This is a genomic window from Ancylobacter polymorphus (genome assembly GCF_022836935.1).
Taxonomy (GTDB): domain Bacteria; phylum Pseudomonadota; class Alphaproteobacteria; order Rhizobiales; family Xanthobacteraceae; genus Ancylobacter; species Ancylobacter polymorphus_A.
The window spans coordinates 3,804,665-3,821,930 of sequence record NZ_CP083239.1 but is presented as its reverse complement, the minus strand read 5'-3'; the positions used below and the strand labels follow the sequence as shown (position 1 = coordinate 3,821,930).

Below are 17,266 nucleotides of genomic sequence, written 5' to 3'. Positions count from 1 at the left end.
CCGCCTCATCCTCGCTTACCCCGCGAGGATGCAGTATAGCGGAGCAATCATGCACATTTTCCGCGATCTGTGCATAATTGCCGCATGAATGCGCCATTTTGCACGTATCAGCGAATTTTTCGAAGGAATCGCCGTGAGCGCTCTGGATTCGATCGACCGCAACATTTTGCGCCTGTTGCGCCTCGATGCGCGCATGCCGAGCGCGCAGATCGCCGCCGAGGTCGGGCTTTCCCCCTCCAGCTGCCAGCGGCGCATCAAGGCGATGGAGCACAGCGGCGTCATTCGCGGCTACACCGTGCTGGTCGACCATTCCGCGCGCGATGCCGCCATTGCCGTGATCATCAACATCACGCTGGAACGGCAGACGGAGGATTACCTCAACCGTTTCGAAGCGGCGGTGCGCCGGCACCCGGAAATTCGCGAGTGCTTCCTCATGACCGGCGGTTCGGACTATCTGCTGCGCGTCGAAGTCGAGACACCGGCGGAGTTCGAACGCATCCACACGGAGATTCTGTCGACCCTTCCGGGCCTCTCGCGCATCCATTCGAGCTTCTCGATCCGCAACGTGCTTGCCAATGGACGCCGCGCGCGCTGATCCGGCTCAGGCCGATGGCGCGGATGTGTTCGCCGCCGCGCGCCGCTCCAGCAGCACCACCGGCTTCCCGCCATAGAGGCCTTGGGCGAAACGGGTGAAGCCGAGCTTGCCGGCGACGTGGAGCGAGGCCGCGTGGTCGGGCTCGATCATGCAGGTGAAGCGGGCGCCGTGGCGATGCGCCTCGCCCCAGGCGAGCACCGCGCGCATCGCCTCCTCCGCCAGCCCTTTGCCCTGCGCTTCTGTCCGCAACGCCCAGCCGGCTTCCATTGTGCCCTCGATGGAAGGTTCGAGCGTGCGCTTCATGTCGTGGAAGCCGGCCTCGCCGAGCAGGGCGCCGCTGGCGCGGTCCTCGATGACGAAGAAGCCGAAGCCGAGATGATGCCAGAGCCCTGCCTGGCGCAGAAAGCGCACCCAGGCCGCCTCGCGGCTCAATGGCTGCCCGCCGATGAAGCGCACCACCGCCGGCTCCGCCCACATGGCGGCATAGGCCTCGAAATCCTCCATCCGGTGCGGCCGCAGCAGGAGGCGCGGGGTGGTGAGGGTGGGGGGCGTCATCATCCAGATCCGAATAGGGCCCAATGCAAAACGGCCGGGCGAGCCCGGCCGTTCGGCGAACCTTATCCGATCAGGCGCTCACGAGCACCCCGTCGTGCTTCCGCAGGTCTCGCACTTCAGGCAGGTGCCGTTGCGCACCATGGTGAAGTTCTGGCACTCGGGGCAGGCTTCGCCCTCATAGCCCTTGGCGCGGGCGATGGCGCGGGCTTCCGCCTTGGTCGGGCCGCTCGCCGCCGGGGCCGGGGTGGGGGCGGACCAGGGCAGGGCGTCGGTGCTGCCCAGCTCCAGTTCCTCCTCGTCCATCGGCTCCGCCTTCAGCGCCGTGGCACCCTGGATGCCGCCGCGCAGCGCGGTGACATTGGAGGCCGCGCCGGCGGGCGCCGTCGGGGTGCCGGCCGGCACCACCATCAGGCTCACATTCTTGCCGCGCATCAGCCCCTTGGAGACCATGCGCGAGGCGGCCGAGGTCGGCGAGGCCTTGCCCTCTTCCACGCCCTTGCCCAGCGCGTCGAAATGCGACTCGCCCGGCTCGACATGGCCGAGCTCGTGGCGGCCGAGATAGGACACGGCGAGCTCGCGGAAGATGTAGTCGAGGATCGAGGTCGCGTATTTGATCGTGTCGTTGCCCTGCACCGGGCCGGCGGGCTCGAAGCGGGTGAAGGTGAAGGCGTCGACATATTCGTCCAGCGGCACGCCATATTGCAGGCCCAGCGACACCGAGATGGCGAAGTTGTTGATGAAGGAGCGCAACGCCGCGCCTTCCTTGTGCATGTCGATGAAGATCTCGCCGAGGCGGCCATCATCATATTCGCCGGTGCGCAGATAGACCTTGTGCCCGCCGACCACCGCCTTCTGGGTGTAGCCCTTGCGGCGGTCCGGCATTTTCTCGCGGTCGCGCAGGGCGACGACGCGCTCGACGATTTTCTCCACCACCTTCTCGGTGATCTGGGTGGCGCGGGCGGCGGCCGGCTTTTCCAGCAGCGCCTCGACCGTGTCCTCCTCGTCGTCCTCGTCGGCGATGAGCTGCGAGTTCAGCGGCTGGGACAGCTTGGAGCCGTCGCGGTAGAGCGCGTTGGCCTTCAGCGCGAGGCGCCAGGAGAGCAGATAGGCCTCCTTGCAGTCCTCCACCGTCGCCTCGTTGGGCATGTTGATGGTCTTGGAGATGGCGCCGGAGAGGAAGGGCTGCGCCGCCGCCATCATCAGAATGTGGCTGGTGACGGAGAGGTAGCGCTTGCCGATGCGTCCGCACGGATTGGCGCAGTCGAACACCGGATAGTGCTCGGTCTTCAGGAAGGGCGCGCCTTCAAGCGTCATCGCGCCGCAGACATGAATGTTGGCGGCCTCGATGTCCTTCTTGGAGAAGCCGAGGAAGGGCAGCAGTTCGAAGGTCGGGTCGGCCAGCTTGTCGGCCGGCACGCCGAGCTTGGCCAGCGCCTCGTCGCCGAGCGTCCAGCGGTTGAACACGAACTTGATGTCGAAGGCCGCCTTCACGCTGGCGTCGATCTTCGCCAGCATGGCGTCGTCGAAGCCCTTGCTGCGCAGCGTCGAGTGGTTGATCGCCGGCGCCTGGGTGATGGAGCCGTGGCCGACCGCATAGGCCTCGATCTCGGCGATCTGGCTCTCGGAATAGCCGAGCGTGCGCAGCGCTTCCGGCACGGCGCGGTTGATGATCTTGAAGTAGCCGCCGCCGGCCAGCTTCTTGAACTTCACCAGCGCGAAGTCGGGCTCGATGCCGGTCGTGTCGCAATCCATGACCAGGCCGATCGTGCCGGTGGGCGCGAGCAGGGTGGTCTGGGCGTTGCGGTAGCCATGCGCCTCGCCGAGCGAGAGGGCGAGGTCCCAGGTGGCCTTGGCGCGCTCGACCAGCAGCTTCTCGGGCACCTTGGCATGGTCGAGCGGCACCGGGTTGGTGCTCAGCCCCTCATAGCCGGCCTTCTCGCCATAGGCGGCGCGGCGGTGGTTGCGCATCACCCGCAGCATGTGGGGCGCGTTCGGCGTGTATTCCGGGAACGGGCCCAGCTCCTTGGCCATTTCGGCCGAGGTGGCGTAGGCGACGCCGGTCATGATCGCGGTGAGCGCGCCGCAATAGGCGCGGCCTTCCTCGGAATCATAGGGGATGCCGGAGGTCATCAGCAGGCCGCCGATGTTGGCGTAGCCGAGGCCGAGCGTGCGGTAGTCATAGGAGAGCTGGGCGATTTCCTTCGAGGGGAACTGCGCCATCAGGATCGAGATTTCGAGCACCACGGTCCACAGCCGGCAGGCATGCTCATAGCTCTCCACGTCGAACGTGCCGTCCGCCTTGCGGAACTGCAGCAGGTTCAGCGAGGCGAGGTTGCACGCCGTGTCGTCGAGGAACATGTATTCCGAGCACGGGTTGGAGGCGCGGATCGGGCCCCCGGCCGGGCTGGTGTGCCAGTCATTGATGGTGGTGTGGAACTGGATGCCGGGGTCGGCGCAGGCCCAGGCGGCGTGGCCGATCTTCTCCCACAGCTCCTGCGCCTTCAGCGTCTTCGTCACCTTGCCAGTGATGCGGGAGGTGAGGTTCCAGTCCGCATCCGCCTCGACCGCCTTCAGGAACGCGTCATCGACGCGCACCGAATTGTTCGAGTTCTGGCCGGAGACGGTGAGATAGGCCTCCGAATCCCAATCGGTGTCGTAGACCGGGAATTCGATCTCCGTGTAGCCCTGCTTCGCGAACTGGACGACGCGGCGGATATAGTTCTCCGGCACCTGCGCCTTCTTGGCGGCGCGGATTTCGCGCTTCAGGGCGGGGTTCTTTTCCGGGTCGTAGCAATCGTCACCCTCGCCCTCGCAGTTCACGCAGGCCTTCATCACGGCCTTCATGTGCTTGGCGACGGTCTTGGAGCCGGTGACGAGAGCGGCGACCTTCTGCTCCTCCTTCACCTTCCAGTCGACATAGGTCTCGATATCGGGGTGATCGACATCGACCACCACCATCTTGGCCGCGCGGCGCGTGGTGCCGCCGGACTTGATCGCGCCGGCCGCACGGTCGCCGATCTTGAGGAAGGACATGAGGCCGGAGGAACGGCCGCCGCCGGAGAGCTTCTCGCCCTCGCCGCGCAGCGCGGAGAAGTTGGAGCCGGTGCCGGAGCCGTACTTGAACAGGCGCGCCTCGCGCACCCACAGGTCCATGATGCCGCCTTCGTTCACCAGGTCGTCGCCGACGGACTGGATGAAGCAGGCATGCGGCTGCGGGTGCTCATAGGACGACTTGGAGCGGGTCAGCTCGCCGGTGACATAGTCGACATAGAAGTGGCCCTGGCTCGGGCCGTCGATGCCATAGGCCCAGTGCAGGCCGGTGTTGAACCATTGCGGCGAGTTGGGCGCGGCCATCTGCATGGCCAGCATGTAGCGGTGCTCGTCGAAGAAGGCCTGAGCGTCCTCCTCCGAATCGAAATAGCCGCCCTTCCAGCCCCAATAGGTCCAGGTTCCGGCCAGCCGGTCGAATACCTGGCGGGAATCGGTCTCGCCGACATAACGCTCCTTTTCGGGGAGGGCACTGAGCGCCTTCTCGTCGGCCACGCCGCGCCAGAGGAAGGAGGGGACGGTCTCCTCCTCGGCCTTCTTCAGCCGCGCCGGCACGCCCGCCTTGCGGAAGTACTTCTGCGCGATGATGTCGGTGGCGACCTGCGAAAAATGCTCGGGCACGTCGATGGATTCGAGGCGGAACACCACCGATCCGTCAGGATTGCGAATCTCGCTCGTCGCCTTGCGGAACGCGATGTCCGCATAGGGTGAACGGCCGGCCTGCGTATAACGGCGCTGGATGCGCATTCTCGTCGTCCCCGGTTCGTGGCAGGCCCGTCCTCCGGCCCGCGCAGCGATTTTTCAAAAGCCTCGGACCTGCGTCCGCATACCCCGTCATCCGAAATCGAACGGCCATCGTGCCGCTGCGTTCCGGTGTGTTGTTGGTACGCACGTGGAACGCATAAACGCCCCGCCGGAAGGTGGTACCGGCGATGGAGCCCGCTTCAATCTGGATGAGCCGGCCCGCCAAAATCACGCTGCGACCGACGGCGCCAAACTGTCCGACTCCCTCGTGCGCGTCAACCTTGCGTCACAAACTCTAGTGTGGAGTGTGTGAAAAAATCGCTAAATCTAGATGGTGACACCACACGTCGCCCGCCAGGGGCGAACCCCAATCGAGAGGGGATTCGGCCGCTGAGTCCAGCGCCAATCCGCGTCCTTCGAAACAGCCGGTGAACAGTGGGGATGACGGGCATCACCGCACTTTGCGCTTTTGCCATTTTCGCTTCGCACGCCGGCAAGGGGGCACTGACCCATCGGCATCTGGACAGCGGCGGCCCCGGGTCCCCAAATGACCGGCAACACCGTTCTTCCAACCTGGCATGCCCCGATGACCTCGATCCCCGACGCGCGCCCCGCCGCCGGCGCCCCGACCTTTTTCCTGCTTGCGCTCGCGGCGGGACTTGGCGCCGCCAATCTCTATTACGCCCAGCCGCTGATCGCGCTGATCGCCGACGATATCGGCCTCGACGAGACACTAGCTAGCCTCGTCGTCACCGTCGGCCAGCTCGGCTACATCGCCGGCCTGCTGCTGCTGGTGCCTCTGGGCGACATCGTCGAGAACCGGCGCCTCATCTCCGCGATCCTGCTGTGCGCCGCCGCCGGTCTGGGGCTCGCCTTCCTCGCGAATGCGCCGGCCGTGTTCCTTCTGGCGGCGCTGGTGTTCGGCATCGGCTCGGTGGTGGCGCAGGTCGCCGTGCCCTTCGCGGCCCATCTGGCCCGGCCGGAAGAGCGCGGCCGCAAGGTCGGCAGCGTGGTGAGCGGGCTGATGACCGGCATCCTGCTGGCACGGCCGGTGTCCTCTCTGCTCGCCCACTGGTTCGGCTGGCGGTCGGTGTTCCTCATCGCCGCGCTGGCGATGCTGGCGCTGGCGGTCGGCCTGCGTCTCGCCTTGCCGCCTCGCCATCCCGGCGGCCGTACCAGCTATGCCCGCCTCGTCGGCTCGCTCTTGCCCCTGCTGCGGGCGCAGCCGGTGCTGCGCCGCCGCGCGCTCTATCAGGCGGCCATGTTCGCCGTTTTCACCCTGTTCTGGACGGCGGTGCCGCTCGAACTCGCCGGGCCGGAGTTCCGGCTCGGCCAGCAGGGGATCGCGCTCTTCGCTCTGGCGGGGGCTGCCAGCGTTGTCATCTCGCCGGTCGCGGGCTGGCTCGCCGACCGGGGATGGTCGAGAATCGCGACGGGCGCGGCGCTGGCGCTGGCGCTCGCCGGCCTCCTCTTGACCGAACTCGGCAGCGGCACGTCCTCGCTGATCGTGCTGGCGATCGGTGCCATCGTGCTCGACTGCGCAGTGACGGCCAATCTGGTGTTCGGCCAGCGCGCCATCTTCATGCTGGCACCGGAAATCCGGGCGCGGTTGAACGCGCTCTATATCGCGACCTTCTTCTTCGGTGGCGCTGTGGGCTCCGCCGTGGCGAGCCCGCTCTATGAGCTCGGCGGCTGGGGAGCGGTGACGGTGGCGGGCGGCGCCGTGCTGCTGTTGGCGCTCGCCTATTATGCCACGGAGTTCCGCAGCCGTGGTTAAGCGCCGCGCCGGGCCGCGCGCGGCTGGACTTCGCGCGGAGCGGGTGGCATGTTCCGCGCGAGATCGACGGCCGGCGCAGGGACGAATTCCGTGAAGATTTCCGACTTCATCACCGAGACCTTCACCTGGTGGAACGCCCAGACCATGGGCACGCGCTTCCACACCTGGCGGCATGGAGAGTTTGTCGGCACGGACGAGTTCGGCAACCGCTACTACCGGACCAAGGGCCGCAAGATCGACCCCTCGCTCGGCTTCGAGCGCCGCTGGGTGATCTATAACGGCTATGCCGAAGCCACCGCCATTCCGCCCGGCTGGCACGCCTGGATGCACCAGCGCTCCGACGTGCCGCCGAGCGAGGAAACCTATGTCGCCCGCGAGTGGGAGCAGCCGCACCGGCCGAACCCCACCGGCACCGTCAATGCCTATCACCCGCCCGGCTCGGCCATCGGCTTCGGTCATCGCCCCGCCGTGACGGGCGACTACAAGGCCTGGACGCCCGAGTGACGCCCGCCGCGCCGGCGGGGCAGGTGGGGCCACGCGCGGGATTTTCGCGCCCGCCCCGACATCGCCGCATTGCCCGGCATCTTGGCCCCCTGCGCGCGCCGGAGGGGCAGTGCGCTTCGCGAGGCTTTCCGGTGCACGGCATTTCCGCTTTCCGACCGTTCCTGCGCTCCGCGCTTCTCGCCGGGGTGATGCTGGCAGGCTTTGCCGCCGCGCCTCTCGCCGCCCAGGGCTGGCAGGGTGGGGTGGAATCGCAGCCGCTGGCGCCGCCGCCGCAGATGGAAGGGCCGGTCGAGGACCCCGATTCGCCGCCGGGTGGGGCGGGTGTGCCCTCCATCATGGAAGACCCCGACGCCGGTACGCCGCGCGCGCCCGCGCCCGCGCCGGCGGAAGTGCCGGGGCAGGCGACCGTCGGCCCAAGCGGCGACATCGAGGTGATCCAGCCGCCGGAGCAGAAGATCGAGAACCGCACCGCCGAGTTCGCCGGCCTCGACAAGATCACCGGCCGCATCACCAGCTTCGACGTGGCGATCAACGAAACCGTGCAGTTCGGTGCGCTGCGGATCACGCCGCGCGCCTGCTATACACGGCCGGAGAGCGAGCAGCAGAACACCACGGGCTTCGTCGAGATTCAGGAAATCGCACTCGACGGCAAGGTGCAGCCGCTGTTCGGTGGCTGGATGTTCGCCTCCAGCCCCGGCCTGCACGGGGTCGAGCACCCGATCTATGATGTGTGGCTGACCGACTGCAAGCAGACCGCGCCGGTGATCGCCTCGCCCGGCGGCCAGCAGTAGAAATCCCCTTCGCCCGCTTCCAGCGCCTGTCCCAGCAGCCGGCTGTACTGACGCTTGGGTACTTCGATCGCGCCGAAGCTGCGCAGGTGATCGGTGACGAACTGGGTGTCGAGCAGCACGAAACCACCTTTCTTCAGCCGGGCCACCAGATGCACCAGCGCCACCTTGGAGGCGTCGCGGGCGATGTGGAACATACTCTCGCCGAAAAAGGCCCGCCCCAGCCGGACGCCATAGAGCCCGCCCACCAGTGCTCCATCCTGCCAGGCCTCGACGGAGTGGCAGTAGCCGCGTGCGTGCAGGTCGCAATAGAGCTTGCGGATGCGCCGGTTGATCCAGGTCGAGCCGCGCCCGTCGGCGGGGGCGGCGCAGCCATCGATCACCGCCTCGAAGTCGTGGTCGATGCGGATTTCGAAACGGTCGGCCCGCACCGTGCGGGCGAGGCGGCTCGTAAGGGTGAAGTCGTCCAGCGGAATGATGCCGCGCCGCTCCGGCTCGATCCAGTAGAGGCCGGGGTCGTCGGCGCTCTCGGCCATCGGGAAGATGCCGCAGGCATAGGCCTTCAGCAGCACGTCCGGGGTGATTTCGACCTGATGTTCGCGCGGGTGTGACATGCGGCCAGCATGACCGAGATGCGCGGCGCTGTGAAGGTGGAGGCGCCGTACGGCGCCGGGGACATGAAAATGGCCGGGACGCGTCCCGGCCATGATGTCGTTTGATCACTGATGCTGAAGGGAGCTTCAGGCGCCCGGCTCGCCCTCGGCGAGGAAATGCTCCAGCCAGTGGATGTCGTAGGCGCCGCGCTTGATGTCGTCATTCTCGACCAGCTCGCGGAACAGCGGCAGCGTGGTTTCGATGCCTTCCACCACGAACTCGTTCAGCGCCCGCTTGAGGCGCGCGATGCACTCCTCGCGGGTGGCGGCGTGGACAATGAGCTTGCCGATCATGCTGTCGTAATAGGGCGGGATCGAGTAGCCCTGATAGACGGCCGAATCGATGCGCACGCCAAGGCCGCCCGGCACATGCCAGTAGCCGATCTTGCCCGGCGACGGCCGGAAGGTGCGCGGGTGCTCCGCATTCACGCGGCACTCGATAGCGTGGCCGCGCAGAACCACATCGCTCTGGCCGAAGCTCAGCGTCTCGCCGGCGGCGACGCGGATCTGCTCGCGGATCAGGTCAATGCCGGTGATCGCTTCCGTCACCGGATGCTCCACCTGGATGCGGGTGTTCATTTCGATGAAGTAGAACTCGCCATTCTCGTACAGGAACTCGATGGTTCCCGCGCCGAGATACTTCATGTCGCGCATCGCCTTGGCGCAGGTCTCGCCGATCCGGGCCCGCTGTTCGGCGGTAATGGTCGGGGAGGGGGCCTCCTCCAGCACCTTCTGGTGGCGGCGCTGCAGCGAGCAGTCGCGCTCACCCAGATGAACCGCATTGCCCTTGCCGTCGCCGAACACCTGAATTTCGATGTGGCGCGGGGTGCCGAGATATTTCTCGATATAGACCGCGTCGTCGCCGAAGGCGGCACGGGCCTCCGAGCGGGCGGTCGAAAGGGCGGAGGACAGCTCGTCTTCCGAGCGCGCCACCTTCATGCCGCGTCCGCCACCGCCGGCGGCAGCCTTGATCAGCACGGGATAGCCGATGTCGCGGGCGACCTTGGTCGCTTCGTCGTCGGAGGAGATTCCGCCCTCGGAACCCGGCACGCACGGAATACCCAGCGCCTTGGCGGTGCGCTTGGCCTCGATCTTGTCGCCCATCACCCGGATATGCTCGGGCTTGGGCCCGATGAAGGCGACACCGTGATCGATCAGGATCTCGGCGAAGCGCGCATTCTCGGACAGGAAGCCATAGCCCGGATGCACCGCTTCCGCGCCGGTGATCTCGCAGGCGGCGAGCAGAGCGGGTATGTTGAGATAGCTGTCCTTGGCGGCCGGCGGGCCGATGCACACGCTCTCGTCGGCCAGCTTCACATGCATGGCGTTGGCGTCGGCGGTGGAATGAACCGCCACGGTGGCGATGCCCATTTCCTTGCAGGCGCGCAGCACGCGCAGGGCGATCTCGCCGCGATTGGCAATCAGGATCTTGCCGAACATCAGGCGCGCCTCACTCGATGATCAGGAGTGGCTCGCCATATTCGACCGGCTGCGCATTCTCCACGATGATACGGGTCACGGTGCCGGCGCGGGGCGCGGGAATCGCGTTCATGGTCTTCATCGCCTCGACGATGAGCAGCGTCTGGCCTTCCTTCACCACCGAGCCGACCTCGACGAAGTACTTCGCGCCGGGCTCGGGGCCGAGATAGGCGGTGCCCACCATCGGCGAGGTGACGAGACCGGGATGCTTCGACAGGTCGGCCACGGGAGCGGCAGACGCCGGCGCGGCGGCGGCCGGTGCCGGGGCGGCGGCGGCCACGGGGGCCGGCGCGACCGCGACCGGGGCGGCATAGACGGTGGGCGCGGCGCGGACGACGCGGATGCGCAGATCCTCGTGCTGCACCTCGATCTCGGTGAGGTCGCTTTCGGACAGCAGGTTGGCGATCTCGCGCACGAGCGCGGGGTCGATGTTCGGCTTGTTGGTTTTCATCATGATCCCGTGACGGTCGCTCGCCCGTCTCCCTCAGCTGATCTTGCCACCGGCGGTGGCGAGCGCGTCGATGGCGAGCCGGTAGCCGTCGATCCCCAGACCGCAGATCACCCCACGGGCGACCGGCGAAATATAGGAATGATGGCGGAAGGCTTCGCGCGCGAAGACGTTGGACAGGTGGACTTCGACGACAATGAGGCCGGCCGCCTTGATGGCGTCGGCGATGGCGACGGATGTGTGGGTATAGGCCGCCGCGTTCAGCACCACGCCCCGCGAGCCGCGCGCTTCCTGAAGGAAGGTGACGAGCTCGCCTTCATGGTTGGTCTGGCGGAAGACGAGGTCGAGGCCATGACGCTCGCAGGCGGCGCGGCAGGCGGCCTCCACATCGGCGATGGTCGCACGGCCGTAAATCTCCGGCTCGCGCGTACCGAGCAGGTTCAGATTCGGTCCGTTGAGAACATGCACCGTGTCGGGCATCGCGCCTCGTTGAGCCAGCCGCCGGCGGCCCCATGCCGGGACGGCCGCGGGTTTATAGGCAATGGCTGGCCCCGCGCCAAGCCCTGCCGTGCTTTCCGGGGGATTATCCCCGGCCGGCGGACCTTGCGGCGGGGCCGCGTGCGGCGCGGTCCGTGGGGGCGGTCCGCGCCGCAGCTTCAGCCATGGACGGTCAGCACTGGGTCTTGCCGCACTTGCGCACGGAGGCGATGGCGTCCTTCAGCTGGTCATGACCGACCGCGCCGACCACCACCTGGTCGCCCAGCACATAGCTTGGCGTGCCATCGATGCCGAGCGCCTCGGCCAGTTGCAGGTCGTCCTGCAGCGTGGCGTTGACTTCCGGATTGTCGAGCGCCTTCTCCAGCGCCGCCTTGTCGACGCCGGCCGCGACGGCGGCCTCGATCGCCTTGTCCTTGTTGGCCTGGCCGCGTTCGCCGAGCAGCTTCTTGTGGAAGTCGAAATACTTGTCCGGCGCGGTCAGGCGCACGGCGACCGCCACGCGCGCCGCTTCCACCGAACCCGGTCCGAGCACCGGGAATTCCTTGAGGATCACCTTGAGCTTGGGGTCGCCCTTGATGAGGTCGACCATGTCGCCCAGCGCGCGCTTGCAGTAGCCGCAATTGTAATCGAAGAACTCGACCAGGGTGACGTCGCCCTGCGGGTTGCCGACTACGACGCCGCGCGTGGTGTCGTAGATGCGGGGCTTGAGTTCGGCCACCGCCGTCTCGCGCTGCTTGGCCGCAGCCGCGGCCTGGCGCTGCTGCAGCACCATGATCGCTTCCTGGATCACCTCGGGATTGTTCACGAGATAGTCGCGGATCACGCTCTCGAATTCCTTGCGCTGGGCATCGTCGAGTGCGGAGGCCGGTGTGTGCGCCGCGCCGAGCAGCAGGCCGGCGGCAAGGCCGAGCGCGAGGGTCGCGCGGCCGGCGCGGCGGAGGAGGCGAAGGGGCAGCATGGGAGTCTCCAGCGGGAAAGAGGCGGTACCGGCCGTCACTGGCCGGCCTGCTTGCGGCGGGCGTTCGGGTCCACCGGCGGCTTGTAGTTGACGATGTCGTCCGCCTTCAGCCAGCCCGGCGAGCCGAGCTTGAAGCCGTTGCGGGCGCGGGTGGCAAGCTCGCGCGACAGGCGGAAATCGCCGCTCATATAGGCGGCCTGCGCCGAGGCGAGGTCGGCATTGGGAATGTCACCCTTGCGGCCATAGGCCATGGCGAGGTAGCGCCAGCCGGCGGGCGAGGTCGGCTCGCGCTGCAGACTGAAGTTGAGTTCGCGTACCGCTTCTTCCATCGACGCCTTGTCGTCGCTGGCGACCAGCGCCTGGCCGAGCAGCATGCGGATCAGCGGGTTGCCATCGGACAGCGCGACGGCGCGGCGCAGAGGTGGCACCGCCTCCCGCGCCCGACCGGCCTCCAGCAGCGCCTGGCCCTTCAGCTCGTAGAAATAGGGATTATTCGGCTGGTCGGCGATCAGCGAATCGATCTGGTTCAGCGCGTCGGAGATGCTGCCGAAGCGGTAGCCGGAAATCGCCCGCGCATAGCGCGCCGGCAGCGAAGTGTCGGAACGCGGATAGGTACGGTTCACCGTGTCCGGCGGCTGGGTGAAGCCGACCAGCTTGGCCCGCATCATGTCGTGCCGCGCCTGCAGGGCGGGCGGGTCCTTGGCGTCGAAATAGGGGCTCTTATGCGCCATCTCCGACAGAAGCGCGATGCGCTCCGTCGCCATCGGGTGGCTCAGCACATAGGGGTCGACGCGCTGGCTGAGGAAGATCTGGTCGTTCTGGAAGCGCTCGAAGGTCGTCAGCATGCCCTTGGCGGACTGCTTGGTGGCCGTGAGGTACTTCACCGCCGCCTGGTCGGCTGAGGCTTCCTGTCCGCGCTGATAGGAGAGCAGCGTGCGGCGAACGACTTCCTGCGGCGCCATGATGGCGCCCGCCGCCGCGCCGCCCATATTGGCGCCGCTCGCCGCGCCTGCCGCCACCCCGCCGGCGGCGAGCAGCATGCCGACAATGGCGGCGGTCTGCGCCGACTCCAGCTGCTGGCGCATATTGGCGAGGTGGCCGCCGGCGATATGGCCGGTCTCGTGCGCGAGCACGCCGATGATTTCGTTCGGCGTCTTCGACTGCTGCAGCGCGCCGGTATTGATGAAGATGCGCCTTCCGTCGGCGACGAAGGCATTGAAACTGTCGCTGCCGACAAGCACGACCTGGATGTTCTGCTGTTGCAGGCCGGCCACCTTGAAGATCGGGCGCGTGTAATCGCGCATCAGCGTCTCGATCTCGGCGTCGCGGATGATGCCGGGCTGGCGGCTCTGCGCCTGTGCCGGGGCGGACGGGGCGAGCAGCGCGGCGGCGGCCACGAAGGCGGCGCCGCGCGTGAGCCCGGCGCGTAGGCGCGCGACAAGGCGACCGCTCGGGCGGCGGGTGGCGCGGGAGGGGTTGTCAAGCAGCAGCGAAGGCATCATCCATCGACACGAATTGTTTCCGGGGCGAACTGACGCTGTCGTGACGGCAGGGTCAAGCCTACCCGTTATCATCTTCTATTGAACGTCCGCCGACACGCGCGAAACAATGCGGCACGCGTGCGGCGCGTGGGCAAGGTTCGGCATCATGGATACATCGTTCCCGTCAGATCGCCTCGCAGCCGCCGCGCGGCTTGCCGGCGCCTCTCGCCGCAGCGAGATCGCCCCCTTCATCGTCATGGACGTGATGGAGCGGGCCGCGCGCATCGAGGCGGAGGGCGGCCATGTCATCCATATGGAGGTCGGCCAGCCGGCGGCGCCGGCCCCCTCCACCGCGCGCGAGGCGGCGCGGCGCGCCCTCGACCATGGCCGCATCGGCTACACCACCGCGCTCGGCATCCCCTCGCTGCGCGCCCGCATCGCCCGGCATTATGGCGAGACCTACGGGCTCGACCTCGATCCCGGACGTGTGGTGGTGACGACCGGCTCCTCCTCCGGCTTCCTGCTCACCTTCCTCGCCCAGTTCGAGCCCGGCGACCGGGTGGCGATCGCCAATCCCGGCTACCCTCCCTACCGCCACATCCTCACCGCCCTCGGCTGCGAACCGGTGCTGATCGAGACCGACGCCGCCTCGCGCTGGGTCATCACCCCCGAGGCGCTGCTCGACGCCCACCGCCGCGCCCCGCTCAAGGGCGTGCTGGTGGCGAGCCCGGCCAACCCCACCGGCACGATGATGCGCCCTGAAGCGCTGGCGGAGCTGATCCGCACGGCGGAAGAGGCGGGCATCCGCTTCATCTCCGACGAGATCTATCACGGGCTCGACTACGCCTTCCCCGCCTCGACGGCGGCGGCGGTGAGCCCGGAGGCCACCATCATCCATTCCTTCTCGAAATATTTCTGCATGACCGGCTGGCGGGTCGGCTGGATGGTGATGCCCACGGGGCTCGTGCGCGCCGTGGAGCGGCTGCAGCAGAACCTGATGATCTCGGTGCCCACCCTCTCGCAGATCGCCGCCGAGGCGGCCTTTGACGGCGCGGGCGAGATGGAGGCGGTCAAGCACGGCTATGAGGAGAACCGGCTGATCCTGACGCAGGGCCTGCCCGCCGCCGGCCTGCCGGAATTCCTGCCCGTCGACGGCGCGTTCTATCTCTATGCCGATGTGGCGCGCTTCACCGACGATTCCGCCGCCTTCGCCCGGCGGCTCCTCGACGAGGCGCATGTTGCGGCGACGCCAGGGGTCGATTTCGACCCGCATCGCGGTCACCATTATCTGCGCCTCTCCTATGCCGGCGCGCCGGGCGAGATGCGCGAGGCGGTGCGGCGGATCGGCGATTTCCTGCGCAAGGGATGAGGGCAGGGCACCTCGGCCCTGTGTCCTTTTCACAACGGCCGTCATGCTGAGGTGCCGGCCGTAAAGCCGGCCTCGAAGCATGCAGGCGGCGTCCGACAGCCCTTACCGTTCCACCAGCGCCGCGTCGTAGGCGGCCTGGGCAGCGAGGATGGCGTCCATATTGTGCTCGGCCCAATGGGTGAGGGCGGCGGCGGTCTCGCCCAGCGCGCGACCGAGCGGGGTGAGGGCATATTCCACCGTGACCGGCACCGTGGGATAAACCGTGCGCGTCACCAGCCCGTCGCGCTCCAGCTTTTTCAGCGTCTGCGACAGCACCTTCTGCGAGATACCCTTGATGTCGCGGCGCAGATGGTTGAAGCGCACCGGCCCGTCTTCCAGCCGGTCGAGGATCAGCAGCGCCCATTTGTCGGCGAGCCGGTCCAGCACCAGCCGCGTCGGGCAGCGGTCTTCATAGACATTATAGGCGTAGCGCATCGCGGTCTCCCTCGTGGCTGACACCGGCGGGCCGGTTTCCTCGACGCCACCATGTGAGCGCAAAGTGCTCTCTTGCGGACATGGGGGACGGGCGTAGGTTGTCATTCGAAACATGGTTTCCGTTAGATACTAAGGAGACGGACGATGGCAGGCAAGATTCTGGTTCTCGGCGCGAGCGGTCATGTGGGACGGCCGCTGGTGAAGGAGTTGCTGGAGCGCGGTGAGACGGTAAAGGCTGCCTCGCGCAGCGGCGCGGCGATCGAGGGCGCGGACGGCGTGGCCTTCGCCTTCGACCGGCCGGAGACCTATGCAGCGGCGTTCGAGGGTGTCGACCGCGCCTATGTGCTGCTGCCGGGCGGCGTCACCACGCCGCGCGAATGGCTGATTCCGGTCATCGAGGCCGCCGCTGCGCGCAAGGTGAAGGTGGTGCTGCAGACCGCGCTCGGCGTCGATGCCGACGATTCCATCCCCTATCGCCAGGTCGAACTGGCGCTCATCGCCTCCGGCACGCCCTATGTGATCCTGCGGCCGAACTGGTTCACCGACAATTTTCTCAATTTCTGGAAGCCGGGCATCGACCATGCCGGCGCCATCGCCGTGCCGGCGGGCGAAGGCAAGTCGAGCTTCATCGACGGGCGCGACATTGCCGCCAGCGCCGCGAGCGCGCTCACCACCGACGCCTTCGACAACAAGGCGTTCAACCTCACCGGTCCGGAGGCGCTGAGCTACGCCGAGGCGGCGGCGATCCTTGCGCAGGTGATCGGCAAGCCGGTCGCCTATGCCCCGGTCGATGACGACACCTTCGTCGGCATTCTCACCGGCGCTGGCGTTGGCGAAGACTATGCCCGCTTCCTCGCCAGCATCTTCTATCCCGTGCGCGAGGGATGGACGGCCGGCGTGACCGACGCGGTGAAGACGCTGACCGGCAAGGAGCCGCGCAGCGTGGCGCAGTGGGCGCAGGACCACGCCGCGGCGCTGCGGTCCTGACGCCGGGCATTTCCGGGCGCGGGCGTCAGGCCGCGATCTCTTCGGTGATCACCTCGAAGCGCTGCAGAATATGCGGGCCGAAGGTGTGGAGCATCGGGATATCGGCGGCATCGCGCCCGCGCGCCACCAGCACCCGGCCGATGCGCGGCACGTTGTGGCGGGCGTCGAAGGTGTGCCAATGGCCGCCAATATAGGCCTCGAACCACGCATTATAGTCCATCGGCGCCGGGTTGGGCGGCACGCCGACATCGCCGAGAAAGCCGTTGCAGTACCGGGCGGGAATGTTCATCGCCCGGGTGAGCGCCACGGCGAGATGGGTGAAGTCGCGGCAGACGCCGACCCTCTCGTTGAGCGCCTGCGCGGCGGTGCGGGTGCTGCGTGCGCACTGATAATCGAAGCGGATTTGCGCGTGGACGAAATTGCAGATCTGCTGCACCCGGTTCCAGCCGGGGGCGTAGCTGCCGAACAGGCCCCACGCCGTATTGGACAGTTCGTCCACCTCACAATACCGGCTCGGCAGCAGGAACTGCAGCACCCCGGGCGGCAGATCGGCCGGGTTGTGCTCGATGGCGTTGAGGTCGAACACATCAAGCGTGCCGGGATCGGCGACATTGATGCGGCTCTCGAAGCGCGCGCCGCCCGGCGGGATGACCAGCCGCCGGCAGATATTGCCGAAACCGTCTTCATAGGTCTCGCAGGGAACCGGGCTGCCATCGCCGAGCGCGCTGACGGCCAGAATATCGACATGCAGAATGTCCACCGCCCGTTCCGGGTGCGGGTCGAGAAGAGTGATGGCCGCCGTCGGCCGGTCGCACACGACCTCGATGCGGTATCCGCAGTTTAGGGTGATCATAGTGCGTGCGCCCCGTCCTCGACGCAGGGCAACCCGGTGCGGCAACGCTGGTTCC

The 17,266-nt window shown here is 67.5% G+C and carries 16 protein-coding genes; 6 read left to right on the top strand and 10 right to left on the bottom strand.

Annotation, left to right across the window (positions count from 1 at the left end; genetic code table 11):
* The first annotated feature begins 133 nt into the window (after positions 1-133).
* Positions 134-595, top strand: coding sequence for an Lrp/AsnC family transcriptional regulator (locus K9D25_RS18310; RefSeq protein ID WP_244377105.1), 462 nt, complete (start codon positions 134-136; stop codon positions 593-595).
* A gap of 6 nt (positions 596-601) precedes the next feature.
* On the opposite strand, the gene K9D25_RS18305 is transcribed toward K9D25_RS18310, so the two are convergent.
* Positions 602-1,153, bottom strand: coding sequence for a GNAT family N-acetyltransferase (locus K9D25_RS18305; RefSeq protein ID WP_244377103.1), 552 nt, complete (start codon positions 1,151-1,153; stop codon positions 602-604).
* A gap of 75 nt (positions 1,154-1,228) precedes the next feature.
* Positions 1,229-4,945, bottom strand: a complete 3,717-nt coding sequence (locus tag K9D25_RS18300) for a vitamin B12-dependent ribonucleotide reductase (protein ID WP_244377101.1) — start codon at positions 4,943-4,945, stop codon at positions 1,229-1,231.
* A 583-nt stretch (positions 4,946-5,528) separates the two neighbouring features.
* Between K9D25_RS18300 and K9D25_RS18295 the strand changes: the two genes are divergently transcribed.
* From K9D25_RS18295 to K9D25_RS25100, 3 genes are all read left to right on the top strand, one after another.
* Positions 5,529-6,719, top strand: coding sequence for an MFS transporter (locus K9D25_RS18295; RefSeq protein WP_244450911.1), 1,191 nt, complete (start codon positions 5,529-5,531; stop codon positions 6,717-6,719).
* Between the two features lie 96 nt (positions 6,720-6,815).
* Positions 6,816-7,223: an NADH:ubiquinone oxidoreductase subunit NDUFA12 gene (locus K9D25_RS18290; RefSeq protein ID WP_425104714.1), complete on the top strand. Its 408-nt coding sequence runs from the start codon at positions 6,816-6,818 to the stop codon at positions 7,221-7,223.
* Positions 7,224-7,354: 131 nt separating this feature from the next.
* Positions 7,355-8,014, top strand: coding sequence for a DUF2155 domain-containing protein (locus K9D25_RS25100; RefSeq protein WP_432207893.1), 660 nt, complete (start codon positions 7,355-7,357; stop codon positions 8,012-8,014).
* On the opposite strand, the gene aat is transcribed toward K9D25_RS25100, so the two are convergent.
* From aat to K9D25_RS18255, 6 genes are all read right to left on the bottom strand, one after another.
* Positions 7,945-8,625 carry a leucyl/phenylalanyl-tRNA--protein transferase gene (gene aat / locus K9D25_RS18280; protein ID WP_244377099.1) on the bottom strand — a complete coding sequence of 227 codons (681 nt, stop codon included), beginning with the start codon at positions 8,623-8,625 and terminating at the stop codon, positions 7,945-7,947. The genes K9D25_RS25100 and aat overlap by 70 nt on opposite strands.
* 126 nt (positions 8,626-8,751) lie before the next feature.
* Positions 8,752-10,104 (bottom strand): acetyl-CoA carboxylase biotin carboxylase subunit, encoded by a 1,353-nt coding sequence (gene accC / locus K9D25_RS18275; protein ID WP_244377097.1) that lies wholly within the window; start codon positions 10,102-10,104, stop codon positions 8,752-8,754.
* A 10-nt stretch (positions 10,105-10,114) separates the two neighbouring features.
* Entirely contained in the window at positions 10,115-10,594 is a 480-nt protein-coding gene (accB, locus tag K9D25_RS18270; RefSeq protein ID WP_432207892.1) for an acetyl-CoA carboxylase biotin carboxyl carrier protein, read from the bottom strand.
* Between the two features lie 33 nt (positions 10,595-10,627).
* Entirely contained in the window at positions 10,628-11,071 is a 444-nt protein-coding gene (aroQ, locus tag K9D25_RS18265; protein ID WP_244377093.1) for a type II 3-dehydroquinate dehydratase, read from the bottom strand.
* Between the two features lie 190 nt (positions 11,072-11,261).
* Complete coding sequence (locus K9D25_RS18260) at positions 11,262-12,047, bottom strand: DsbA family protein (RefSeq protein WP_244377091.1); 786 nt, start codon at positions 12,045-12,047, stop codon at positions 11,262-11,264.
* Positions 12,048-12,082: 35 nt separating this feature from the next.
* A complete protein-coding gene (locus K9D25_RS18255; RefSeq protein WP_244377089.1) occupies positions 12,083-13,549 on the bottom strand; it encodes a M48 family metalloprotease in 1,467 nt (488 codons plus the stop codon).
* Between the two features lie 145 nt (positions 13,550-13,694).
* Here K9D25_RS18255 and K9D25_RS18250 point away from each other — a divergent pair, with 145 nt between their 5' ends.
* Positions 13,695-14,897, top strand: a complete 1,203-nt coding sequence (locus K9D25_RS18250; RefSeq protein ID WP_244377087.1) for a pyridoxal phosphate-dependent aminotransferase — start codon at positions 13,695-13,697, stop codon at positions 14,895-14,897.
* A 102-nt stretch (positions 14,898-14,999) separates the two neighbouring features.
* On the opposite strand, the gene K9D25_RS18245 is transcribed toward K9D25_RS18250, so the two are convergent.
* A complete protein-coding gene (locus K9D25_RS18245; protein ID WP_244377085.1) occupies positions 15,000-15,371 on the bottom strand; it encodes a winged helix-turn-helix transcriptional regulator in 372 nt (123 codons plus the stop codon).
* 144 nt (positions 15,372-15,515) lie between these two features.
* On the opposite strand from K9D25_RS18245, the gene K9D25_RS18240 reads away from it, so the two are divergent.
* Positions 15,516-16,358 (top strand): SDR family oxidoreductase, encoded by an 843-nt coding sequence (locus K9D25_RS18240; RefSeq protein WP_244377084.1) that lies wholly within the window; start codon positions 15,516-15,518, stop codon positions 16,356-16,358.
* A 25-nt stretch (positions 16,359-16,383) separates the two neighbouring features.
* Here K9D25_RS18240 and K9D25_RS18235 read toward each other — a convergent pair whose 3' ends face one another.
* On the bottom strand, positions 16,384-17,211 hold the full coding sequence (locus K9D25_RS18235; protein WP_244377082.1) for a transglutaminase-like domain-containing protein: 828 nt from the start codon (positions 17,209-17,211) through the stop codon (positions 16,384-16,386).
* Positions 17,212-17,266 lie beyond the last annotated feature (55 nt).